Genomic DNA, 17195 nt, shown 5'->3' with positions numbered 1-17195 from the left:
TAACTGAACGACTTTGCTTGTGAAGCGGGAAATTTTCGACATGGACATCGACGGTTTCCCGCTTCATCTTCCTAGTTCTGACGGTCGAAGCCGACGCTGTCCCGCGATTCACCAGAGCCCACGCACCAAAACCATAATCGAAAATACTATAATTAGTAGACATGAATGGCCACATGCATGTCAATTAATCGACGAGAGGTGGTGAAGACTCTCGGAATAGCAGCCGCAAGTGCAGGATTCACTGGCATCGGGAGTGCGACCCAGAACAGTAGTGTTCAGGTCAATTCCGTCTACGGTTCAGAGGAGAGTCCGCTTTCCGAAGGCGATATTATAGACACTCAACAGCAGGCCAAGGCAAATTCAGGGGCCTCCTCCTCGGTAACAGTGAAACCAGACGATTCGCATGGTCGCATTGTTGGATTTGTGTACGGTATCGACGAGTCGGGACGAGCAACTTTTTATGTAGCCAAGGAACCGGAGGAGGAAGCAGTTGAACCACAGGACCAGACTGAAAGCGCTGTCTCAAAGGCTAAGGAATTTGAATCGGAACTGAAGAAGGCAAATCGATTATTCACTGAGACGAATGCCGTAAGTCCCAGCGGCATCGACCCGGAGTGGGATCATGTTACTAACGGATACACGCCGTACGAACACCGTCCATATGGGAAGCTAGTGGAGTCCGTTGACGTCTACGAACTCGACGAAGACACCTCAACTAATCGCTTCGCGATGAGACAAAACGCCAATATTTATCCAGGACAAGCCGAATGGGATAACGGTTATCACTGGTGGTATGCCGAGCCTGAACACAAGTGGGATCAAGGAGTACTCGATTACAATCTCGTAGATAGAGCGCCAAGAGATGACAAAACTGGAGGGGTTGATAAAAAGAGTGTGGCTATCAGCGCTGGAGGCCCTGAGATTAGTTGGCAGTTCTCTCAGCCCGACGTGGCACGATACGACGAATCGAACTCACAGGTAGCAAAGTGGCACTGGAACGCGATGACTGACCCACTTAGTTATGGGGATAATCAACACGCGCTGTTCAAAACCGGCAGCACTGCGGAGACTAGGGACAATCCGTCCGACGGCGACACGCTACTGGGATGGGGAACTATGGCGAAATTTACGTCACGGGACCGGGTGGACGCTGACATCGACGAGTTCGGTGCTGGCGGCCGACTTGAGTACGACGACTGAAAGCGGAATGAAACCGCAATAACTATTAGGTTGGTACAGATCATGTGAGTACTAATGGAATATCGTACACGACGCGCAGTTCTTGGAGCGGTGACCCTTTTCCTCGCCGGGTGTACGAGTGCGACTAAGAAGTTTGATGGCGAAAAAACTCAATCTGACTTAGTTTCATTAGACGAGTCGTGGCCACAGTCCCGCGGAAATGCGAAGAAGACTGCGTACAGCCAGAACTCAATTGCTTCCGAGCCCCATCAGAGGCGATGGCAAGCAGATGTTGGCACGCATCCAAACGGCGCATCGATGATTGGAGACGGACAGATCGTCGCCTCAACTATCGGTGACGGAATATCACTAGTCAATGGGCACGGGGAAGTCATGGACACGGAATACGTTGGGTTAACTGCGACAACAACACCTGCTATCGTCGGACAAGATTTCGTTGTATCTGCATACGATGAGGCGGTTTATCGCATCAGCTCTGAGGAGAGTTCGGTTCAATGGAAGTCACAAATAGATGGACGGCCTAGTCCCGTTACTGTTACTGAAGACCTGAATAGTGCGATTGTGGGGACATCAAAAGGTGAACTGACAGGAATCCGCGCCGAAGACGGCTATCATCAGTGGAATATCAACATTGACGATCCAATCAAAGCCTCACCAGCCGTTTTCGATGGGCGCGCGTACGTTGGTGGATATAACAGTGGAATCACAGCTGTTTCTATCGAGAACGGAGAAGAGCTGTGGTCCGTTGATACGGCCGGTTGTATTGGGCCTGTGGCAGTTGATAATAACAATGAGACGACTATCATCGCTGCTGGCCGAGACAAGATTCTCCGAGGGATTTGCGCCATCAACGGCGATGTTCAGTGGGAGAGGCCGGTGGGGAAACATTTGACACCTCCAGCTATTGTTGACGGGACAGTGTTCATCGGTGCTGAGACGAGAGTTGAAAGCTTTGACGTTTCTTCTGGCAACCGTGAATGGAGAGTTGATTTGGAAGATGTGGTGACGCCACCCGTAGTTACCTCCGAATCGGCAGTTGTCGCCGCCGGTAATGAAGTCGTAGCCATTAATCATAAGGGAGAAGTTGATCTTACTATTGGTCGGACTAAGAGTCCGCCGATTACCCATCCTGTGGTACTTCCAGAAGGGATTCTCATAGGGACCGAAGACGGCTACTTAGTGGCGTATATCTCTTCGTAAGCTAACCTCAAAGGAATTTTCAACGATAGAAGCGACTCGGACAGTTTGTACATTTACTCTGAAGCCACCGCTAAGTCTAAGAGGGGCTGAATTCCGATAGAGGTAACGAACACTCAGCCCTCTCTTGTTTACTCAGCTTTGGACGTTAGCCTCGGGGAAGTCCGTAATCGGCATCATCTGTTCCTGCTACTACCTACGTCACGCTTCTGCTTCGCCGCGGACCGCCAATAAAATAGTATCAGCCGGTTCTTGTAGGATGGATAGGGCTGGCGGTCAGTAACCGCGGAGTTCGCTCTTGACAACCCTTTCCTATCTGTTATGTGAACTGTACCTGAAAGAGTAGGGTGAAAAATATCGGCTTTAGATAACAAGCGTACAAGCATTATTTTGGGTGGGTTGGTAACAAGTCTTAAAGTGTCATTCTGAGTGTGTCAACTGGAAACTCCACCAGAGCACGAGATTTCAGGATATCAAATTCGACCACACTATAACGCTAATAATCACTTTGAGAGTTGATATTGATATTTTAATTATCTGTAGACTCAATATGTATCTAAAAGAGTTGATTTGGAGGCTAGATTAACTCCTAAGACCCATTTATTCCGCATTTACAACTAAGACAAGTATTTAGATAATGTCGGAGGCTAATCTCGCCCCGAATTAGTTAGAGGGAAACGCATAGAGCGAACTCTCTCATCTCTCAGATCCGGACCAATGCAAATCGATGTTCGTTCGTAGCGCTTCGATATTCCGAAAATGGAGTGAAGATAAGACTACAGCGGGTTTAGAATGGAAGTAATACAGATATTCAGACGGAACAACGAGCCTGAACTGCTTCGAATCACGTCTCACGCACCACTTCCTGTTGGTCTCGAAACCCAGATCAACACACAATTCCGGACGACACTCTATATACGCGAGGAGTATGGTTTCCTAATCTCATCGCGACATGCCTTCAGAACAATTGCCCGAAAGAGCGTCTGTATCTCGTAGCAGATCGACCCTTTATACCAGTTCTGACCTTCAAATCTGAAATGGGCCAACACGAGCGCACAGAGCAACAGGGGTCACTGTGTTATGAGCGTCATGTTTGAGCTACGTTTCCAAGACAGTCCGGATATCTGATTACAACCCGTCGAGTGAGAACGGTCGTACCAGGGCGTCGAATCGTACACTGGCCAGTCTTGATGAGGAGTCTATGGGACAGTTCGAAAGACCGCTTGTTTAGGGGTCGCTGTTGGCGGCATTCGTCAGTGCTGGAGAGACAGCTACTGCGCTTGGAGTGTTTTGTAGAAGGTCCGGTGATCGACGATACTGATACGAATTACCGGACTCACAAAACCCAACCACAAGTCAGGTTGGTGCGTCTGTCTGGGTCGGGGCACGTAAGCCGCCCAACCTCATCCCGCTCGCTTGCCGAATAGGGAGTGCTAGCGCACGGCTGAGGGAACCAACAAAAGCCTCGGGCTACCGAGTCCGAGCTCAGGTGTTTTGAACTCCGAACAAGCCCGTCATCGATACTCCGAGATCGTTCGATACGGGACGTAGTAGCCGATCTCATCGATCCACTTCGACAGCCACTCGTCAGCAGTGGCTTCGCCGATCCTCCCAGCATCGATTGCAGCCAGCAGAACGCCAACCGAACCACAACGGTCACGCCCTGGTCTTTCGCAAACGACCGGGCATCTCCGTCGTCTGTCAGCAGTTGACCGTCGTGTGCGTCGGCGAGGGCGAACGCCTATGCTTCCCCAGGATCAAGATGCCCCCCAACAACAGCTTCTCTGTTTGCGACAGTATCCGAAATCGCCGCAACTGGGATTTCGTCATCAAGCGTATCCAGTGCTTCCTGAAGATATGGGTGATTAGCAACGCCGTGTTCAAGCTCCTCACGAACGACAGGGACCGTACAGATTCCAGAAAGGTCAGCAACTATCCACAGTTGATCGATGTACGCAAAATTCGAGAGGACAGTCGTGTTCAAGACGCTCGGGTTCGCTGGGAGATCGTTACCTGTCATTTAGCACGTGGCTCCTCATCAGACGAGTCCTCATCATCAAATTCGAGTTCGCGTGCTGCATCTACCTCGTAGGCTGCGTCGTCTTCGTCAACGAGTCCGAGGCGAAGTTCCACACCGTGCTCACGGAGGATGTCACGCATCGTCCAGCGGTCGACATCAGCGAGTCTTGCAGCATCACCGAGTGTGATCCGCTCGCGTTCGTAGAGGGCGACCGCAGCTGCAATCCGTTCGTTCTCGTGGTCCTCGAAGTATTCACGCACGAACTCGCGCAACGCATCGCTCTTGCCCCCGAATACACCAGCCTCGACAGCACCCTCAATGAGGAGGTCGAGGTCATCTGGGTAGGAACCGGTAATTCGTGCCATCGTTCTCTCCAAGACTTTGACTTCATACTATTTATGAACTGTGCCAGAATGCCGTATGCATTGAGACGACAAGTCTCAACTACTGCGCTCAAATTCTGACCTTTGATACACAACACTATTATTGTCCGCATAGGTCCGTGATTCCCTTTATGTATTCTGTAGCTTCAGCCACTCTTGTACTGCAGACGGCAGACGAATCATCGCAGGGTCACGCATGAGATGCCACCGGCGCTCTTCATGACACGGAGACGATTGAACTCGTGCATTGAGAGCGGCGGTCTCAACTTCTGTGAGGATGCCGAAGACCGAATTGTGTCGCAGTTTGTCGAGCAGGCACTCTAATCGGGGCAATCGAAGGGTGATAGCTCCATATGCATTGAAACGACGGGTCTCAACCCGTGCCACGTAGCGATCGTCCGATTCTGACTCACCAGGCTCGTTCCGGCGGTATCTGACTTTCGTGTCGGTTCACGCGGAATCCCAACACCCGCATTCTGGGCTTCGCTCTTGGGTAGGGGATTGTTAGTGGAGAGCCGCCTGGTGATTTTCTAAGAGTTGAACTACGCGATCAATCGATCCAGAACTGGGGGCGAAACCGGTTGAACGAGGAATCCCAGGGGTCTCACTCGAGGTGCGAGATCCTCACCAGCAGTCTACGCCACAAGAGCGTCCATGTGATTGATTTGTTCGCCATAATCTCGTTATCGTCGCCTCTACACACCCAATTCCGTCTTTTTCTTATTTCGCAAACTAACATTGGCATATAGATAATAATACCAATCTATAATGTAAGAAATATAGGCTTATTGATTAAAATGTTGTGGTGAATGCTCCAAAGTGGGAACCGTGGGGCTACTCATAAGCTATTGTGCCGTAGCGTAAGGTCAATGAGTCCAATCACACTACTGGGTGCCATCGACCCAGGATTAGTGACGTTCCTCTCACCAGAACTCGCGAGCCGTATGCAGTTCGGATGGACAATTTCCGTTCACATCATCTTCGCGTCTCTTTCGATCGGGCTCGCGCCGTTTATCATCTACTTCACTTGGAAAGACGTGCGGACGAACGAGCGGCGGTATGCGCGATTGCGCTCGTTCTGGGTGAAGGTTTTCGCCGCCGGCTTCGTGATGGGTACAGTCACCGGTATTCCGATGAGCTTCCAGTTCGGCACAAACTTCCCACAGTTCGCCGAGGTGGCTGGAGAACTGATCGGCGGCCCGCTGGCCTTCGAAGCGAAGATGGCGTTCTTCTTAGAGGCCGTCTTCCTTGGCGTGTTGCTGTACGGCCGCGACCGAGTCAAGGATCGGACATACGTCATCTCGTCAGTACTCGTCGGCTTCGGTGCTTGGCTGTCGGGGTTCTGGATCTTGATCGTCAACGCCTGGATGCAGACCCCACGGGGCTACGAGATGGTCACCCGCAACGGGATGGAAATCGCCAAACTAACCGACCCGTTCGCCGCGTTCTTCACCCCGCGAATGCCCTGGATGTACGTTCACATGATGAACGCATCGGTGATCTCGGTCGCACTGCTGGTCGCAGGCGTCTCGGCGTACATCGTCTGGAAAAAGCCCGATGCTGAAGCCTGGAACACCGCACTCAAGTTGGCTGTCGTACTCCTGATCGTCTCCGCACCGTTTCAGGCGGTCCACGGCGACGCCTACGGCCGCCACGTCGCGGACACTCAGCCACAGAAGTTCGCCGCAATGGAGGCTCACTACGAGACGGGGCAGGCCGACCTACACCTGCTCGCGGTTCCGAAGTCACCTGAGGCACTCACCGATCCGCGCGCCGAGAATCTCGTCACCGTAAGCCTCCCCGCGGTCGGGTCGTTCCTCGCCAGTGGCGGGGACTTCGACGCCGAGGTCATCGGACTGAACGAGTATGATGAGAACCCTCCGGTAGCACTCGTGTTCTGGTCGTTCCGTTTCATGGTGGGGCTCGGGTTCCTATTCATCGGGCTCGCGCTCTGGGGCGGGTTCCTTATGTACCGAGGCCGGTTGGCCGACAGCACACGCTACCTGAAGGCGATGATCGCTGCATCACCGTTCGGCTACGCTGCGTTGCTCACCGGCTGGTACGTCACCGAGATCGGCCGGCAGCCGTGGGTCATCCAGGGCGAACTCAAGACGAGCGAGGCGGTGTCATCGACGCTCACCGGGGCCGAGGCGACACTGACTCTGGTTGCGTTTGTCGTGCTTTACGTCGGGCTGATGCTGACTGCGCTGTACATCCTGAAGTGGCTGGTCCGGGAGGAGCTCCGGTCACTCGGCGTTCGAGAGTCGAGTGGCGGCCGCTGGCACGGCCCGATTCCGTGGGTGAGTAGCGATGACTGACACGCTGTTGCCCGTCGACGCGTACCTCGTCGAGTCCCTGCCGGAGATCTGGTTCGCCGCCGTGCTGTTCGCGTTGGGGATGTACGTCGTCCTCGACGGGTTCGACTTCGGTATCGGCATGCTGTATGCGACCCGGACGGACGAACGCGAGCGGGAGACGTTCCTGGCGGCGTTTGGACCGGTCTGGGACGCGAACGAGGTGTGGGTCGTCGCCTTCGGGACGATGCTGCTAGCGGCGTTCCCGCGCGTGTACTCGCGCCTGCTGGCGGACAACTATCTGCTCGCGCTCGGGTTCGTCGTCGCGTTGGTGTTCCGCGGCCTCGGTCCGGAGCTCCGCGAGCAGCGCGACGACGAGCGCTGGAAGCGCTACACCGACTACGCGTTCATCAGCGGGAGCGTGTTCGCGCCGCTCCTGTTGGGGATGCTCGCGGGTCGCTGGCTGTTCGGCGAGGCGACGCTACCAGTGGCGTTGACTGGCGTCGGCCTAGTCGCCGTCTCGATAGTCACGGGGGCGGCGTTCCTCGCAGCCAAGACCGAGCCCGGTCTGGCATCGGAACTGCGAGCGTACGGTATCGGTGCGACAGTGGCGTACCTTGGCGGTGTGGTCGTGCTGCTGGGAACCGTCGTCCTGACCGATGGGGGCGGCGCTGCCGACGCGGTGCTCTCGCTGCCCGTCGCTGCAGTCGTCGCTCTCTCGGTCACCGTCGGGCTGGGCGGGAGCGTACTGGCCAGACGCGGCCGGTACCGAGCCTGGCTCGCGAGCGCGCTAGCGCTGCCCACACTGTTGACGGTCTTGGTCGCAATTCTGCTGTACCCGACGATTTATCCGCCGACCGGGCTGCTGGTTAGAGAAGCGGTCGTGTCGCCACTAGCGCTGAACCTCGTGACCGTCCTCGGGTTTCCGGTCCTGGTGCTGGTACTGTGGTACTTCAAATTCCTCTACGGCGTGTTTAGCGGCCCAATCGAGGGTGAGGGCTACGAGGGGTAACCCCACCAACCTCTCGCCGTTCCATTCTCCGCTCAATACTGGTGACTCTCCGATCGGGGATATGTACGATATGATGGAATCACATCCTCGCGATAGTGTATCACTCTCGGTGTCACACATCACCAGTACCGGCAACTGGAACGCGACAGAGCGTATCGGCTTCGAACTGCCGAGGACCGCATTGTGTCGCAGTTTGTAGAGCAGACACTATAGCTGGAGCCATCGAAGGTAGGTAGTTCCATATGCATTGAGAACACCGGTCTCAACTTCTGCGTAAAGTTGGGAGTTGAGACTACAGCGGGTTTAGCGGGACTGTAATGCGTGTTTTCGGATGTTTAAGCGATCGGGAACTGGCTCAGATTCCTCTCCAAACGGCTATTCCTATTGAATTGTCATAAACACCGAGTACTGGCGATGATAATCATGCTCAGCGGTTTTTAACAGCCTCAGGGTCCGCCAAGTTGACACACGAATTCGGCCAGCAGTGAGGGTGCCCCATCAGAATAATTCAGACACCCGATCGGATTGTGAGTTGAGGTTTGGCTGTTTCTTCAGCAAGCGTTTTTTGAACAGACCCAAAAACTCGCTCTCGCACTGACGGTTCGGACTCGCCGAGGACAATAAAATCGAAGTCAGAAACACGCGAGATGACTACATCAAGCCGTTCACCTTTCGTCGATTGTTCCCACTTGATTCGGTCGGGATCGATACCGAGTTCCGCAAGTCGATCTGCGAGGCCGCGGAGCATATACTCTGTTGCATCATACAGACGTTCATTGTCGTTCGTTGCGGCGTGAAAGAGCAAAAGTTCCACGTCACTATCGGCAAACAGGGCCCCAAGGGTGGTGACAATCCGATTGAGATCGGCATTCGGTTTCACCAGAACAAGTCCACGTCTCGTTTCTGACGGGGGCGATGTTGTCCCCGGAAGGAGAATTGATTCACACTCGTACTTGTTCGCGGCCCTATCGATTGATTGGTCCTTATTATTTGTAAATACCAATCGAGTCTGCACTGTAACGCCCTCATCGGTAAAACGGCTTGCCACTGTCTCAAGTCGTTGTTGAGCTTCCTCTTCGAACTGATTACGGACTTGGCTGGGGGCCGATTGATCCGGAATTGGCCAGTATCCGAGCAGAATAACCTCTGATGATTGAACTATCTGAGTGTCTATCTCAGACCGAGATGTTGAATCGGACACATTAATTGGAATCAAGACCCTGTTGAGCGATTCCGGCATAACGTACGAAGATACGCTCCCCAGCGCTTATTTGTGTTTTCCCTGTCACCTCAGTGAGTCCAGTGGCTACATCACATGGGTAGTTGTGCAACAGGACAGGCCCGACCACGGTTCACAGGCAGTCGAGGCGGATGCCACGGGGCTTGACCCGAGGTAATTGACTAGCCGCGCATCAAATTCATGACCTCATCGACCACGTCAGGTTCGACAGCGACGACGTAGCTGCTCCCTGGTGACAAGGTCGTGTCGGCACGAGCGATTCGCTCACCGTTCGCGTCGGACACGACGAGGGTTCCCTCGGGAAAGCGTACGTCCGAGAGTGCTTTCCCAGCGGCCGGAGCGCCGTCAGCAACGCGAATAAGCATGATATCGAGGGGGCCCGTGACGTCGGCAAGTGTTTGGACATCGCTACCCAGGATTTCGTTGGCCGCCACTCTCGAGCCGGCCCGTTCGGGAAAGACCACCGCGTCGACGAATCGGGTGTAGGCCTCACCGGCTGTGCGGTCAATACGCGCGACCGTCCGGATGTCGGGTGTCAACTCTGCGGCAGCTAAACAGACCGCGAGATTTAATCCTGTTTCACCCGTGAGCGCGGCAATTGCGTCTGCTCGGTCAAGGCCTGCCTGTTCGATGATATCCGGATTTGTCGCGTCACCCTGGATAACAGTCGCTATCCATTGATCGGCGATATCCGAGACAATCCGGTCATCGCGTTCGATAATCGTCACGTCGTGACCGCGGTCAGCGAGTATCTCGGCTGTCTGGAAACCGACGCGTCCACCGCCAGCGATGATAATATCGAGGTCACTAGTCATGGTTAGTCCTCAGCCTCAGGTGTTATTTCAGTGGCGGCAGCCGCCTGGTTGCTGTCCGATTGCCCTTTGACCCGTTTAAGTGCGAAATACACAAGCGCTCCAAGCAGAATCCACGCCACGCTGAGTGCCAGCGCCAATGGATCTGTTCGGAGTAGGTACTCCACGAGCACCCCCGTCAAGAGCAGATTGAGCGCGATACCAATCAGTGGCGGCACTGGGTAGAACGGCATCTCGTACGGCCGGTTCATGTTCGGGCGCTCCCTGCGGAGTCTGATGACGGCAACGTTGACGATAATGAACGACAACAGGAAAAACAGGCTCGACATGTTGCCAGCACTTTGTGTCGGCAGTGCCACTGACCCGAGCATCACGACTGCGCTGGTGAGGATTGCAACGAACGGCGTCCCGTAGCGGTGGTGAATCTGACCGATTGACGGGAGCAACTGCCCTTCACGGCCCATCGAGAACGCTACGCGTGACGACGCGATGACGACCGCGTTGAGGGCGGTAAGTGTCGAAAACACGGCCCCAAAGACGATGAGTGCGCCACCGTTCTGGATAATCGGTAATCCGGTCGGCATGAACGATGTCGCTGCTGTGGCGATGCCTGCCTCGCCGGCGTCGGCCAGTCCTTGGGCCCCGAGCGTGCCGACGGCGACGGTCACGACCGCCAGATAGACGACAACCGTCACGGCGAGACTGAGGAATATTGCCTTGGGGATGTTTTCACGCGGGTTCTGGACCTCCTCGGTGACGGTGGTGATGAGGTCGTATCCCTCGAAGGCGATGAAGGTGAGCCCCATCGCCGGTAGAACCGCGGCCGCCCCGCTACCCTGCGGGAACAGCGGCTGGAACTCGGCCCCGGAGAACATCGGTGACGAGAGCCCGAACGCGACGAACACCCCCAGGATGGACACCTTGATGATGGTGAAAATCGTCTCAACACTGCCGCTGGCGGCCGTCGAAACAGCGTTGAGCGCTACGAGCGCGAGTACGGCCACGAACGCCAGCACGAAGGCCAGCGGGAGCGCCGCGTCAATGACTGGAACCGCGACAGCACCCACTTGATCCGGTGGCGGGACCACACCGTAAACGTGCAGCAGTTCGAGAAAGTTCGGTGCAAAGCCCAGTGCATACAGCGCCCCCGCAATCATGTAGGCAAACCAGAGCATCCAGCCCATGATGAACGAGGCAAAGTCGTCGAATATCTCCCGTACGAAGGCGTATCCACCGCCGCTTTTCGGAATCGAGGCGGCGAGTTCCGCATACGAGAGTCCTGTGAACGCTGTTACGACGCCATTCAGCGCAAAGACGAGAATCGCTGCCGGACCCGCGATTTCGGCAGCCAGCCCTGTCAACACGAAGATACCGGCCCCGATCATCGCTCCCATCCCGATCATCGTCGCGTCAAGTAATCCGAGTTCAGCCTCGGGTGACCGAGTTTGGCTCTTACTCATTGCGTCCTGTTTGTATTCAGCGTGCCATCCATCGTACGCTGTATGCACTCTGTTCGGACCATTTGAGTACCGAGGTAAGTTCTTCTATTGTAAGAACGGTGAGTGGATTTCTTAAAAGCTTATCATAGCCTGTCCCAGGCACAATAGGTGGTATTCTCGACCCATTAGAACTGCCGGGACATTGAAGATGACGCCTTTTAAACAATACTGCAATGACCCGAACAAAGCGATTCGTCATCGCCGGTGGCGGCCGTGTCGGGAAACAGACCGCCGAGAATCTCGCGGATCAGGGTCACGACGTACTGCTAATCGAATCCGACGAGGAGCGTGTTGAGACATTGTCCGATGCGTACATCGGCCCCGTTATCCACGGCGACGCCACACGCCCGTCGATTCTTGAACAGGCTGACATAGCCGATGCGGACGCCATCGCCGCACTCACTGACCAACCGGGCACGAACCTCGCAATCTGTATGGAGGCCCAGCAGTACGCCCCATCGATTCGGACCATTGCAAGGGCAGAGACGGGGACGGAGCAGGAGTACGACGAGGTGGTGGATGCGACGCTGCTACCCGAGTATCTCGGTGGCGACTATGCGGCAGATATACTGACCGGCGAGGATATCCGGACGCTTGTCTTTCCGACTGCCGATCTCGATATCATCGAGGTGAACGTCTCCCCATCGGCCCCTGTTGCGGGGCGCCGTCTCGATGAAATCGCTCTTCCGTCCGGAAGCCTGCTGATCTCGACGGCGGACCGGACGGAACTCGCAGGAGCTGATACGGTGCTGGAACCTGATGAGCGCTATATTCTCGCCGTCGAAACCGACGTGGTCGATGAAGTGCTGAATCTCATGCGTGGCTAGCATTATAGAGATTAAGACAGAGTACAACCACGAGTGATTGGAATTCTATATATAACCGATAGGCGACTTCTGTGCGGTTCAGCCATCGCACAGCTTTCGACCAGGCTATCGGAATATTTCTTCAGAGAACAGGTCGTATCGTAACCCAGCAAATATTCCACCTGCGGTACAAAAAGTACCGGCATGAACCCAGGGGTGGACGTCACAAGTCGGTTTCAGGGTCGAGGTACCTGAGATCCTCACGAGCCTATTTAACGATTGTTTGGGAGTGGCCAGTGGCCCTGCCACGAGGGCTCACATCCGCCATTGAGTATACCCAAGACTATATAAGTTGAAATAGTATCAGGTACTCTTTTCAAATCATAACAACTATACTGGTAGCACCCACCGATGGTTGACCCTCTGAAACGACTGACTAATATCCAGCTTTCTCGGCGAGACCGCCTCGTCACCTATTATCTCACCGGGCTCGCTGCATTGATTGTTGTCTATACGGTCACGTATAATTTCGCGCTGGCACAATTAGAGGGGGTCAACCAATCGATATTCGCGTCGTTCGAATTTATCGTCCAGACAATGACAACGACTGGATACGGCCAAGATTCGGGTATCTGGAGCCATCCATTGATGTTCTTGTTCGTTGCAGCGACACAGATCTCCGGCATCGCGCTCGGGTTCTTTACACTCCGGCTCATCATCATCCCGCTGTTTACCTGAATTGAGGCGCTAAGGCCCCTTCCTCAAGGAGCGACCGAAGGGAGCGAGTAGGGAGGGGATACAGCGCCGCACAGTTCTCATACACGATTCGGTGGCAGGCCCACAGGCCCACCGCCACGTTTATGTTGAAACGAAGTATAAACATGGTTGATGGACAGGCACGAGATAGAAGGCCACGAGGTCATCACCGGGACGGTGAAAGCGACTGGTAACGGCGCTCACGTCCTCGTTCCGAAGGACTGGCGTGGCGCGGATGTGAAAATCGTCCGGACAAGCGAAGCCACTGACGAATAGCACAACAGATGAACTACAACTACAGGTATCGGCTTCGTCCGTCCGACGCTCTCGAAGACCAGTTAGCGTGGACTGTAGATACCTGTAGACAGGTCTACAACCACTTCCTCCACCGACTCAATCAACACGACGATACCTCGGCATACTCCGAGCAAAAACGGCTTCCCGACCTCAAGAAGTGGTGGACCGACCTGAAAGACGTTCACTCGAAGGTTCTCCAGAAAGTCGTTCAACGGCTGTACGACAACCTCTCCACGCTCCGTGGCCGCAAGGAGAACGGCCACCATGTCGGGACGCTCAACTGGAAGGCACCCGGCGAGTACCGCAGTTTCACGTACAGTCAATCCGGCTTCAAGCTCAAAAACACGAGCGGTCGGACGCGACTGTGGCTCTCGAAACTCGGAGAAATCCCGCTCACCTTCCACCGTGACCTGCCCGACAACGCTGATATTAAGACCGTCACAATCAAGCAGGAACCGACCGGGAAATGGTACGCCGTCCTCGGCATCGAAACGCCTGACTCTCCACCTGCGAAGCCCGAGAATCCCGGGAAGTGCGTCGGAATCGACGTGGGGATTCTCAAGTACGCTCACGACACCGACGGAACTGCCGTCGAATCGCCAGACCTCGCAACCGAACGCGAGCGGCTGGAACACGCACAGCGGGAACTATCGCGGAAGGAACACGGGTCAGAAAATTGGGAGAAACAGCGGAAGATTGTAGCCGAACGCCACGCCGACCTCAAGCGAAAGCGTCGTGATTTCCTTCACAAACTGTCGAACTACTACGCCACCGAGTACGACTTGGTGGCCGTAGAGGACTTGGACGCGAAGGGCTTGGTCGAACTGCCGGGCAACTCGCGCAAGCGGGCAGGCGCGGCGTGGGGAACGTTCCTGCGGATGCTCAAATACAAGTGCGAACGCGAAGGCACGCATTTCGTCGCCGTGAACCCGAGCGGGACGACCAAGGAGTGCGCGTCGTGCGGCGTTTCGACGGACAAGCCGTTGTGGGTCCGTGAACACTCCTGTCCAGCCTGCGGATTCGAGGCGGACAGGGACGCGAACGCGGCATGGAACATCCTTTCTCGCGGCCTCGAAGATGTAGGAGTGGGATACTCCGAATCAACGCCTGTGGAGACTGCGCTCCCTGTGGATACCAATTCGGTGTCTGCAAAGCGCGTCGTTGAAGCAGGAAGCCCTACCCTCAAGGAACGAGCCGCGTCAGCGGCGAGTGAGTAGGGTAGGGTAGTTCACTGTGTCGTCAGCGGACTCAACACGGCTGCGAAGATTCGTTTTCAGATCATCCAGAGACCGATCTTGCCCACAGTGTGGGCACTTGCCTCGATCTAGCCTATGATTAGCTCTCCGCGACAACTTGGTCACAGACAGGACAAGACAGCTCTTCAATCGCGTTGAGGATGAGGTCGTTGACCTCTTGTGTATACCGGCGGGCCTCACGCAACTGGCGGTCTTTCTTTCTGAGTTCCTGTTCTATCGTTCGCTTCCGGTCGTAGAGGTCCTGTAGTTCCTCGTTGAGTTCCTCGTTTTCTAAGAGCCGATCTCTGATGATTTCGATTCGCCCGGTGTCAATAAGCGACTGAAGCTTCTCGATTTTCTCAAGCCGGCTTTCTGACCTGCCCAATATCAATTTCCTCCAACTCTCGCTGAACCGGTGCCAGCTCGGTACGTCTAACCTGCTCGATCTCCTGCTCAAGAGAGTCTCGTTCGTCTCGATAGTCCTCAAGTTCTTGTTGAAGATTGCTCCCAACTATCTGGCGGATAGACTGAATCAGTTGTGGTTTCGAGAGCCGAGAGAGTGGGAGTTTGTCGGTCTCGGAGTGAACGAACTGGAGAGTGGTGATGTCCTCTGGCCCGATTAGCTCTTCGAGGCGATCCTCAGCGGCTTCTTTTTCGACTTCCTCTGTACCATCATCGTAGGAGCGACCTCCCCCACCGCGATGGGGTTGGTGCCCGTTATCGAACTGGATTTCTACTGTGCTCGTTCGCCCGGACTGGATACCGAGTGTAGCCTGGGGGCCGTAGAGTGCATACAAAAGAGCGTTAATTGTCAGGGTTTTACCTGAACGATTTCCGCCCTTGAGGAGGAGATCGCCACCAGCGATATCCTCTTTCGTGATTCTCTGGTAGTCCTCAACCGCGAACCCATCGATGTGGAGTCTACTGATTTTCATATTTGGCTGTATACGGCTCACTGATGTTCTGTGCGAGTCTGTTGAGTTCCTGGATACTCCGCCGGGTCAGGAGTTGAGTAGCGAGAAGGCCGATGACCAGCCCAATACCCAGTCCGAGAGTACCACGGAGGTAGAACCCGACGAAGGGAGTGGTCAAGGCAATAATCAAGCCTGCGAGGATAGAGATATTCTTCTGGTAAGCGCGGCGGTCGAAGTCATCCACTCGGTTCTGGAGTTCTTCGGAAGCGGATTCGTAGAAGTCGTCGTGTCCCGTGATTTTCTGTATTTGGTCTGTGGACCGTCTCAGTTCGCCTCCGGCGAAGGAGTTGATTAGCCGGTCGTTCTGCCGATCGGCTAGGAACATGACCAGTATTGTCGGGAGGACGGACAGTGTTTTCAGGAAGAGTGGTTCTGGCCTGAGGAGTTGGATGGCCACGCCTGTGTAGACGGTTAGGAAGACTGCTCCCCACCCACTATCCCAAATTTTCGTCCCAATTTGCATTCAATTCTAACCTTCAGAACTAACCAATAGATTTCCAAACATAAATCATGTGCCGTGATTACAATATCCGAGATGAATCAGCAGTAGTGAGGTCATGATTATCGCGGTAATCTAGGTCAATTGGACTGAGATTCTCACCCCCGTTTATTCGAATTCTAATCTCTCGGTTGAGACTCTTTGTAATTGGTGGGTGCTGCGTTGGTTAGGAACCTCTATTCCGAGATTCTATGTATTTCCTGCACCTAGCCGGAAGTTCTATATATTACTATCTCTCTAGCGATAACTGAGAGCTAGACCGCCGGCGTAGACTAGGAGGCAATTTCAACAATGATCGAATTAATGGACGCCACGGCCGCGAAGATCGTGTTGGCAGTTCAGCGTGGCGATTCTATCAATCGTGTCGCGAGTAAAATTGACGTCTCATACTCGTGGGTGTACGACTGGATCGAGCGGTTAGAAGACGCTGAAATTGTCGCTATTACCGATAGTGGACTCCAGATCGTCGACCACGAAATGCGTCAGCAGTACGCCGAGATGATTGCTGCGTTGTACAGCCGCGACACCATCTCCCAGGAGGACGCGTACGTCATCCCGCACTTCGCCGGCATGGAGTTCGCGTACACAGAGATCGACGCTGCGTACGTCTGGACGCACGGGGGCTACCAGATCGCTCGCGGTCACGACGACTACCCGGTGTTCATCGAAATCCACGACCGTGACATCGAACGGTGGATTGCGTTCTTCCAGCAGTTCGGTGTCGACACGACGATCAACGAGCGCCCGGACGCCAGCGATGTCGACGGGAACGTCCACTACGTGTTGTTTCCGAAGACCGACGGTATCGACGCCGAGTGGGTCGACGGCAACCCCGTGATTCCGTTGGATACCGCCGTCGACCAGATGATGGAGAACCGTCCAGCATACGAGCCCGCCTTGGAGATCATCGCCAACGAGTACGACAGGGACGTCGACGCGTCGCACCACAGCGCGATGAGCGGGGACTAACG

Annotated in this window: 16 protein-coding genes and 1 pseudogene; 9 read left to right on the top strand and 8 right to left on the bottom strand. The window is 54.8% G+C overall.

All coding sequences use genetic code 11. From position 1 onward, the window contains the following. Positions 1-177: 177 nt before the first annotated feature. Together VI340_RS19630 and VI340_RS19625 are read left to right on the top strand one after the other, a co-directional pair. On the top strand, positions 178-1200 hold the full coding sequence (locus tag VI340_RS19630; protein ID WP_152418445.1) for a hypothetical protein: 1023 nt from the start codon (positions 178-180) through the stop codon (positions 1198-1200). A gap of 54 nt (positions 1201-1254) precedes the next feature. Further along, positions 1255-2400 carry an outer membrane protein assembly factor BamB family protein gene (locus VI340_RS19625; RefSeq protein WP_336359049.1) on the top strand — a complete coding sequence of 382 codons (1146 nt, stop codon included), beginning with the start codon at positions 1255-1257 and terminating at the stop codon, positions 2398-2400. A gap of 1511 nt (positions 2401-3911) precedes the next feature. Here the strand turns inward: VI340_RS19625 and VI340_RS19935 are convergent. Together VI340_RS19935 and VI340_RS19615 are read right to left on the bottom strand one after the other, a co-directional pair. Continuing rightward, positions 3912-4417 (bottom strand): annotated as a pseudogene (locus tag VI340_RS19935) (twitching motility protein PilT). Then, positions 4414-4782: a UPF0175 family protein gene (locus VI340_RS19615; RefSeq protein ID WP_008308663.1), complete on the bottom strand. Its 369-nt coding sequence runs from the start codon at positions 4780-4782 to the stop codon at positions 4414-4416. The pseudogene VI340_RS19935 and the gene VI340_RS19615 overlap by 4 nt, the downstream one beginning before the upstream one ends. Positions 4783-5669: 887 nt before the next feature. Between VI340_RS19615 and VI340_RS19610 the strand changes: the two genes are divergently transcribed. Next, positions 5670-7118 carry a cytochrome ubiquinol oxidase subunit I gene (locus VI340_RS19610; protein ID WP_008308665.1) on the top strand — a complete coding sequence of 483 codons (1449 nt, stop codon included), beginning with the start codon at positions 5670-5672 and terminating at the stop codon, positions 7116-7118. Further along, positions 7111-8106 (top strand): cytochrome d ubiquinol oxidase subunit II, encoded by a 996-nt coding sequence (locus VI340_RS19605; protein WP_336359047.1) that lies wholly within the window; start codon positions 7111-7113, stop codon positions 8104-8106. Before VI340_RS19610 ends, VI340_RS19605 begins: the two co-directional genes overlap by 8 nt. Positions 8107-8614: 508 nt before the next feature. Here the strand turns inward: VI340_RS19605 and VI340_RS19600 are convergent. The 3 genes from VI340_RS19600 to VI340_RS19590 all read right to left on the bottom strand — a co-directional run bounded on the left by VI340_RS19600 (position 8615) and on the right by VI340_RS19590 (position 11618). Beyond that, on the bottom strand, positions 8615-9346 hold the full coding sequence (locus VI340_RS19600) for a hypothetical protein (RefSeq protein ID WP_080504294.1): 732 nt from the start codon (positions 9344-9346) through the stop codon (positions 8615-8617). A 161-nt stretch (positions 9347-9507) separates the two neighbouring features. Beyond that, positions 9508-10161 (bottom strand): TrkA family potassium uptake protein, encoded by a 654-nt coding sequence (locus tag VI340_RS19595; protein WP_336359046.1) that lies wholly within the window; start codon positions 10159-10161, stop codon positions 9508-9510. A gap of 2 nt (positions 10162-10163) precedes the next feature. Next, positions 10164-11618, bottom strand: a complete 1455-nt coding sequence (locus VI340_RS19590; RefSeq protein ID WP_049942867.1) for an APC family permease — start codon at positions 11616-11618, stop codon at positions 10164-10166. 212 nt (positions 11619-11830) lie between these two features. On the opposite strand from VI340_RS19590, the gene VI340_RS19585 reads away from it, so the two are divergent. The 4 genes from VI340_RS19585 to VI340_RS19570 all read left to right on the top strand — a co-directional run bounded on the left by VI340_RS19585 (position 11831) and on the right by VI340_RS19570 (position 14733). Further along, entirely contained in the window at positions 11831-12484 is a 654-nt protein-coding gene (locus VI340_RS19585) for a potassium channel family protein (protein ID WP_336359045.1), read from the top strand. Between the two features lie 576 nt (positions 12485-13060). Next, positions 13061-13201: a hypothetical protein gene (locus tag VI340_RS19580; protein WP_336359044.1), complete on the top strand. Its 141-nt coding sequence runs from the start codon at positions 13061-13063 to the stop codon at positions 13199-13201. A gap of 150 nt (positions 13202-13351) precedes the next feature. After that, entirely contained in the window at positions 13352-13495 is a 144-nt protein-coding gene (locus VI340_RS19575) for a DUF2080 family transposase-associated protein (protein ID WP_008308678.1), read from the top strand. Positions 13496-13503: 8 nt separating this feature from the next. Continuing rightward, entirely contained in the window at positions 13504-14733 is a 1230-nt protein-coding gene (locus VI340_RS19570) for an RNA-guided endonuclease InsQ/TnpB family protein (RefSeq protein WP_008308679.1), read from the top strand. Positions 14734-14851: 118 nt separating this feature from the next. Here VI340_RS19570 and VI340_RS19565 read toward each other — a convergent pair whose 3' ends face one another. The 3 genes from VI340_RS19565 to VI340_RS19555 are packed head-to-tail and all read right to left on the bottom strand — an operon-like array spanning position 14852 to position 16188. Continuing rightward, positions 14852-15136: a hypothetical protein gene (locus VI340_RS19565; protein WP_336331034.1), complete on the bottom strand. Its 285-nt coding sequence runs from the start codon at positions 15134-15136 to the stop codon at positions 14852-14854. Continuing rightward, a complete protein-coding gene (locus tag VI340_RS19560; protein WP_336359043.1) occupies positions 15111-15686 on the bottom strand; it encodes an ATP-binding protein in 576 nt (191 codons plus the stop codon). Before VI340_RS19560 ends, VI340_RS19565 begins: the two co-directional genes overlap by 26 nt. Further along, complete coding sequence (locus VI340_RS19555; RefSeq protein WP_336359042.1) at positions 15673-16188, bottom strand: hypothetical protein; 516 nt, start codon at positions 16186-16188, stop codon at positions 15673-15675. Before VI340_RS19555 ends, VI340_RS19560 begins: the two co-directional genes overlap by 14 nt. Positions 16189-16527: 339 nt before the next feature. Here VI340_RS19555 and VI340_RS19550 point away from each other — a divergent pair, with 339 nt between their 5' ends. After that, positions 16528-17193: a helix-turn-helix domain-containing protein gene (locus VI340_RS19550; RefSeq protein WP_336331041.1), complete on the top strand. Its 666-nt coding sequence runs from the start codon at positions 16528-16530 to the stop codon at positions 17191-17193. Positions 17194-17195 lie beyond the last annotated feature (2 nt).

Source organism: Haloarcula sp. CGMCC 1.6347 (assembly GCF_037078395.1).
Lineage (GTDB): Archaea > Halobacteriota > Halobacteria > Halobacteriales > Haloarculaceae > Haloarcula > Haloarcula amylolytica.
This window is presented reverse-complemented; position numbering and strand designations above follow the sequence as displayed.

What these genes read in the sequence shown, in the direction of transcription:
- VI340_RS19630 (WP_152418445.1), top strand. Translation starts at nt 178, where the DNA reads ATGTCAATTAATCGACGAGAGGTGGTGAAGACTCTCGGAATAGCAGCC.
- VI340_RS19625 (WP_336359049.1), top strand. Translation starts at nt 1,255, where the DNA reads ATGGAATATCGTACACGACGCGCAGTTCTTGGAGCGGTGACCCTTTTC.
- VI340_RS19615 (WP_008308663.1), bottom strand. Translation starts at nt 4,782, where the DNA reads ATGGCACGAATTACCGGTTCCTACCCAGATGACCTCGACCTCCTCATT.
- VI340_RS19610 (WP_008308665.1), top strand. Translation starts at nt 5,670, where the DNA reads ATGAGTCCAATCACACTACTGGGTGCCATCGACCCAGGATTAGTGACG.
- VI340_RS19605 (WP_336359047.1), top strand. Translation starts at nt 7,111, where the DNA reads ATGACTGACACGCTGTTGCCCGTCGACGCGTACCTCGTCGAGTCCCTG.
- VI340_RS19600 (WP_080504294.1), bottom strand. Translation starts at nt 9,346, where the DNA reads ATGCCGGAATCGCTCAACAGGGTCTTGATTCCAATTAATGTGTCCGAT.
- VI340_RS19595 (WP_336359046.1), bottom strand. Translation starts at nt 10,161, where the DNA reads ATGACTAGTGACCTCGATATTATCATCGCTGGCGGTGGACGCGTCGGT.
- VI340_RS19590 (WP_049942867.1), bottom strand. Translation starts at nt 11,618, where the DNA reads ATGAGTAAGAGCCAAACTCGGTCACCCGAGGCTGAACTCGGATTACTT.
- VI340_RS19585 (WP_336359045.1), top strand. Translation starts at nt 11,831, where the DNA reads ATGACCCGAACAAAGCGATTCGTCATCGCCGGTGGCGGCCGTGTCGGG.
- VI340_RS19580 (WP_336359044.1), top strand. Translation starts at nt 13,061, where the DNA reads ATGACAACGACTGGATACGGCCAAGATTCGGGTATCTGGAGCCATCCA.
- VI340_RS19575 (WP_008308678.1), top strand. Translation starts at nt 13,352, where the DNA reads ATGGACAGGCACGAGATAGAAGGCCACGAGGTCATCACCGGGACGGTG.
- VI340_RS19570 (WP_008308679.1), top strand. Translation starts at nt 13,504, where the DNA reads ATGAACTACAACTACAGGTATCGGCTTCGTCCGTCCGACGCTCTCGAA.
- VI340_RS19560 (WP_336359043.1), bottom strand. Translation starts at nt 15,686, where the DNA reads ATGAAAATCAGTAGACTCCACATCGATGGGTTCGCGGTTGAGGACTAC.
- VI340_RS19555 (WP_336359042.1), bottom strand. Translation starts at nt 16,188, where the DNA reads ATGCAAATTGGGACGAAAATTTGGGATAGTGGGTGGGGAGCAGTCTTC.
- VI340_RS19550 (WP_336331041.1), top strand. Translation starts at nt 16,528, where the DNA reads ATGGACGCCACGGCCGCGAAGATCGTGTTGGCAGTTCAGCGTGGCGAT.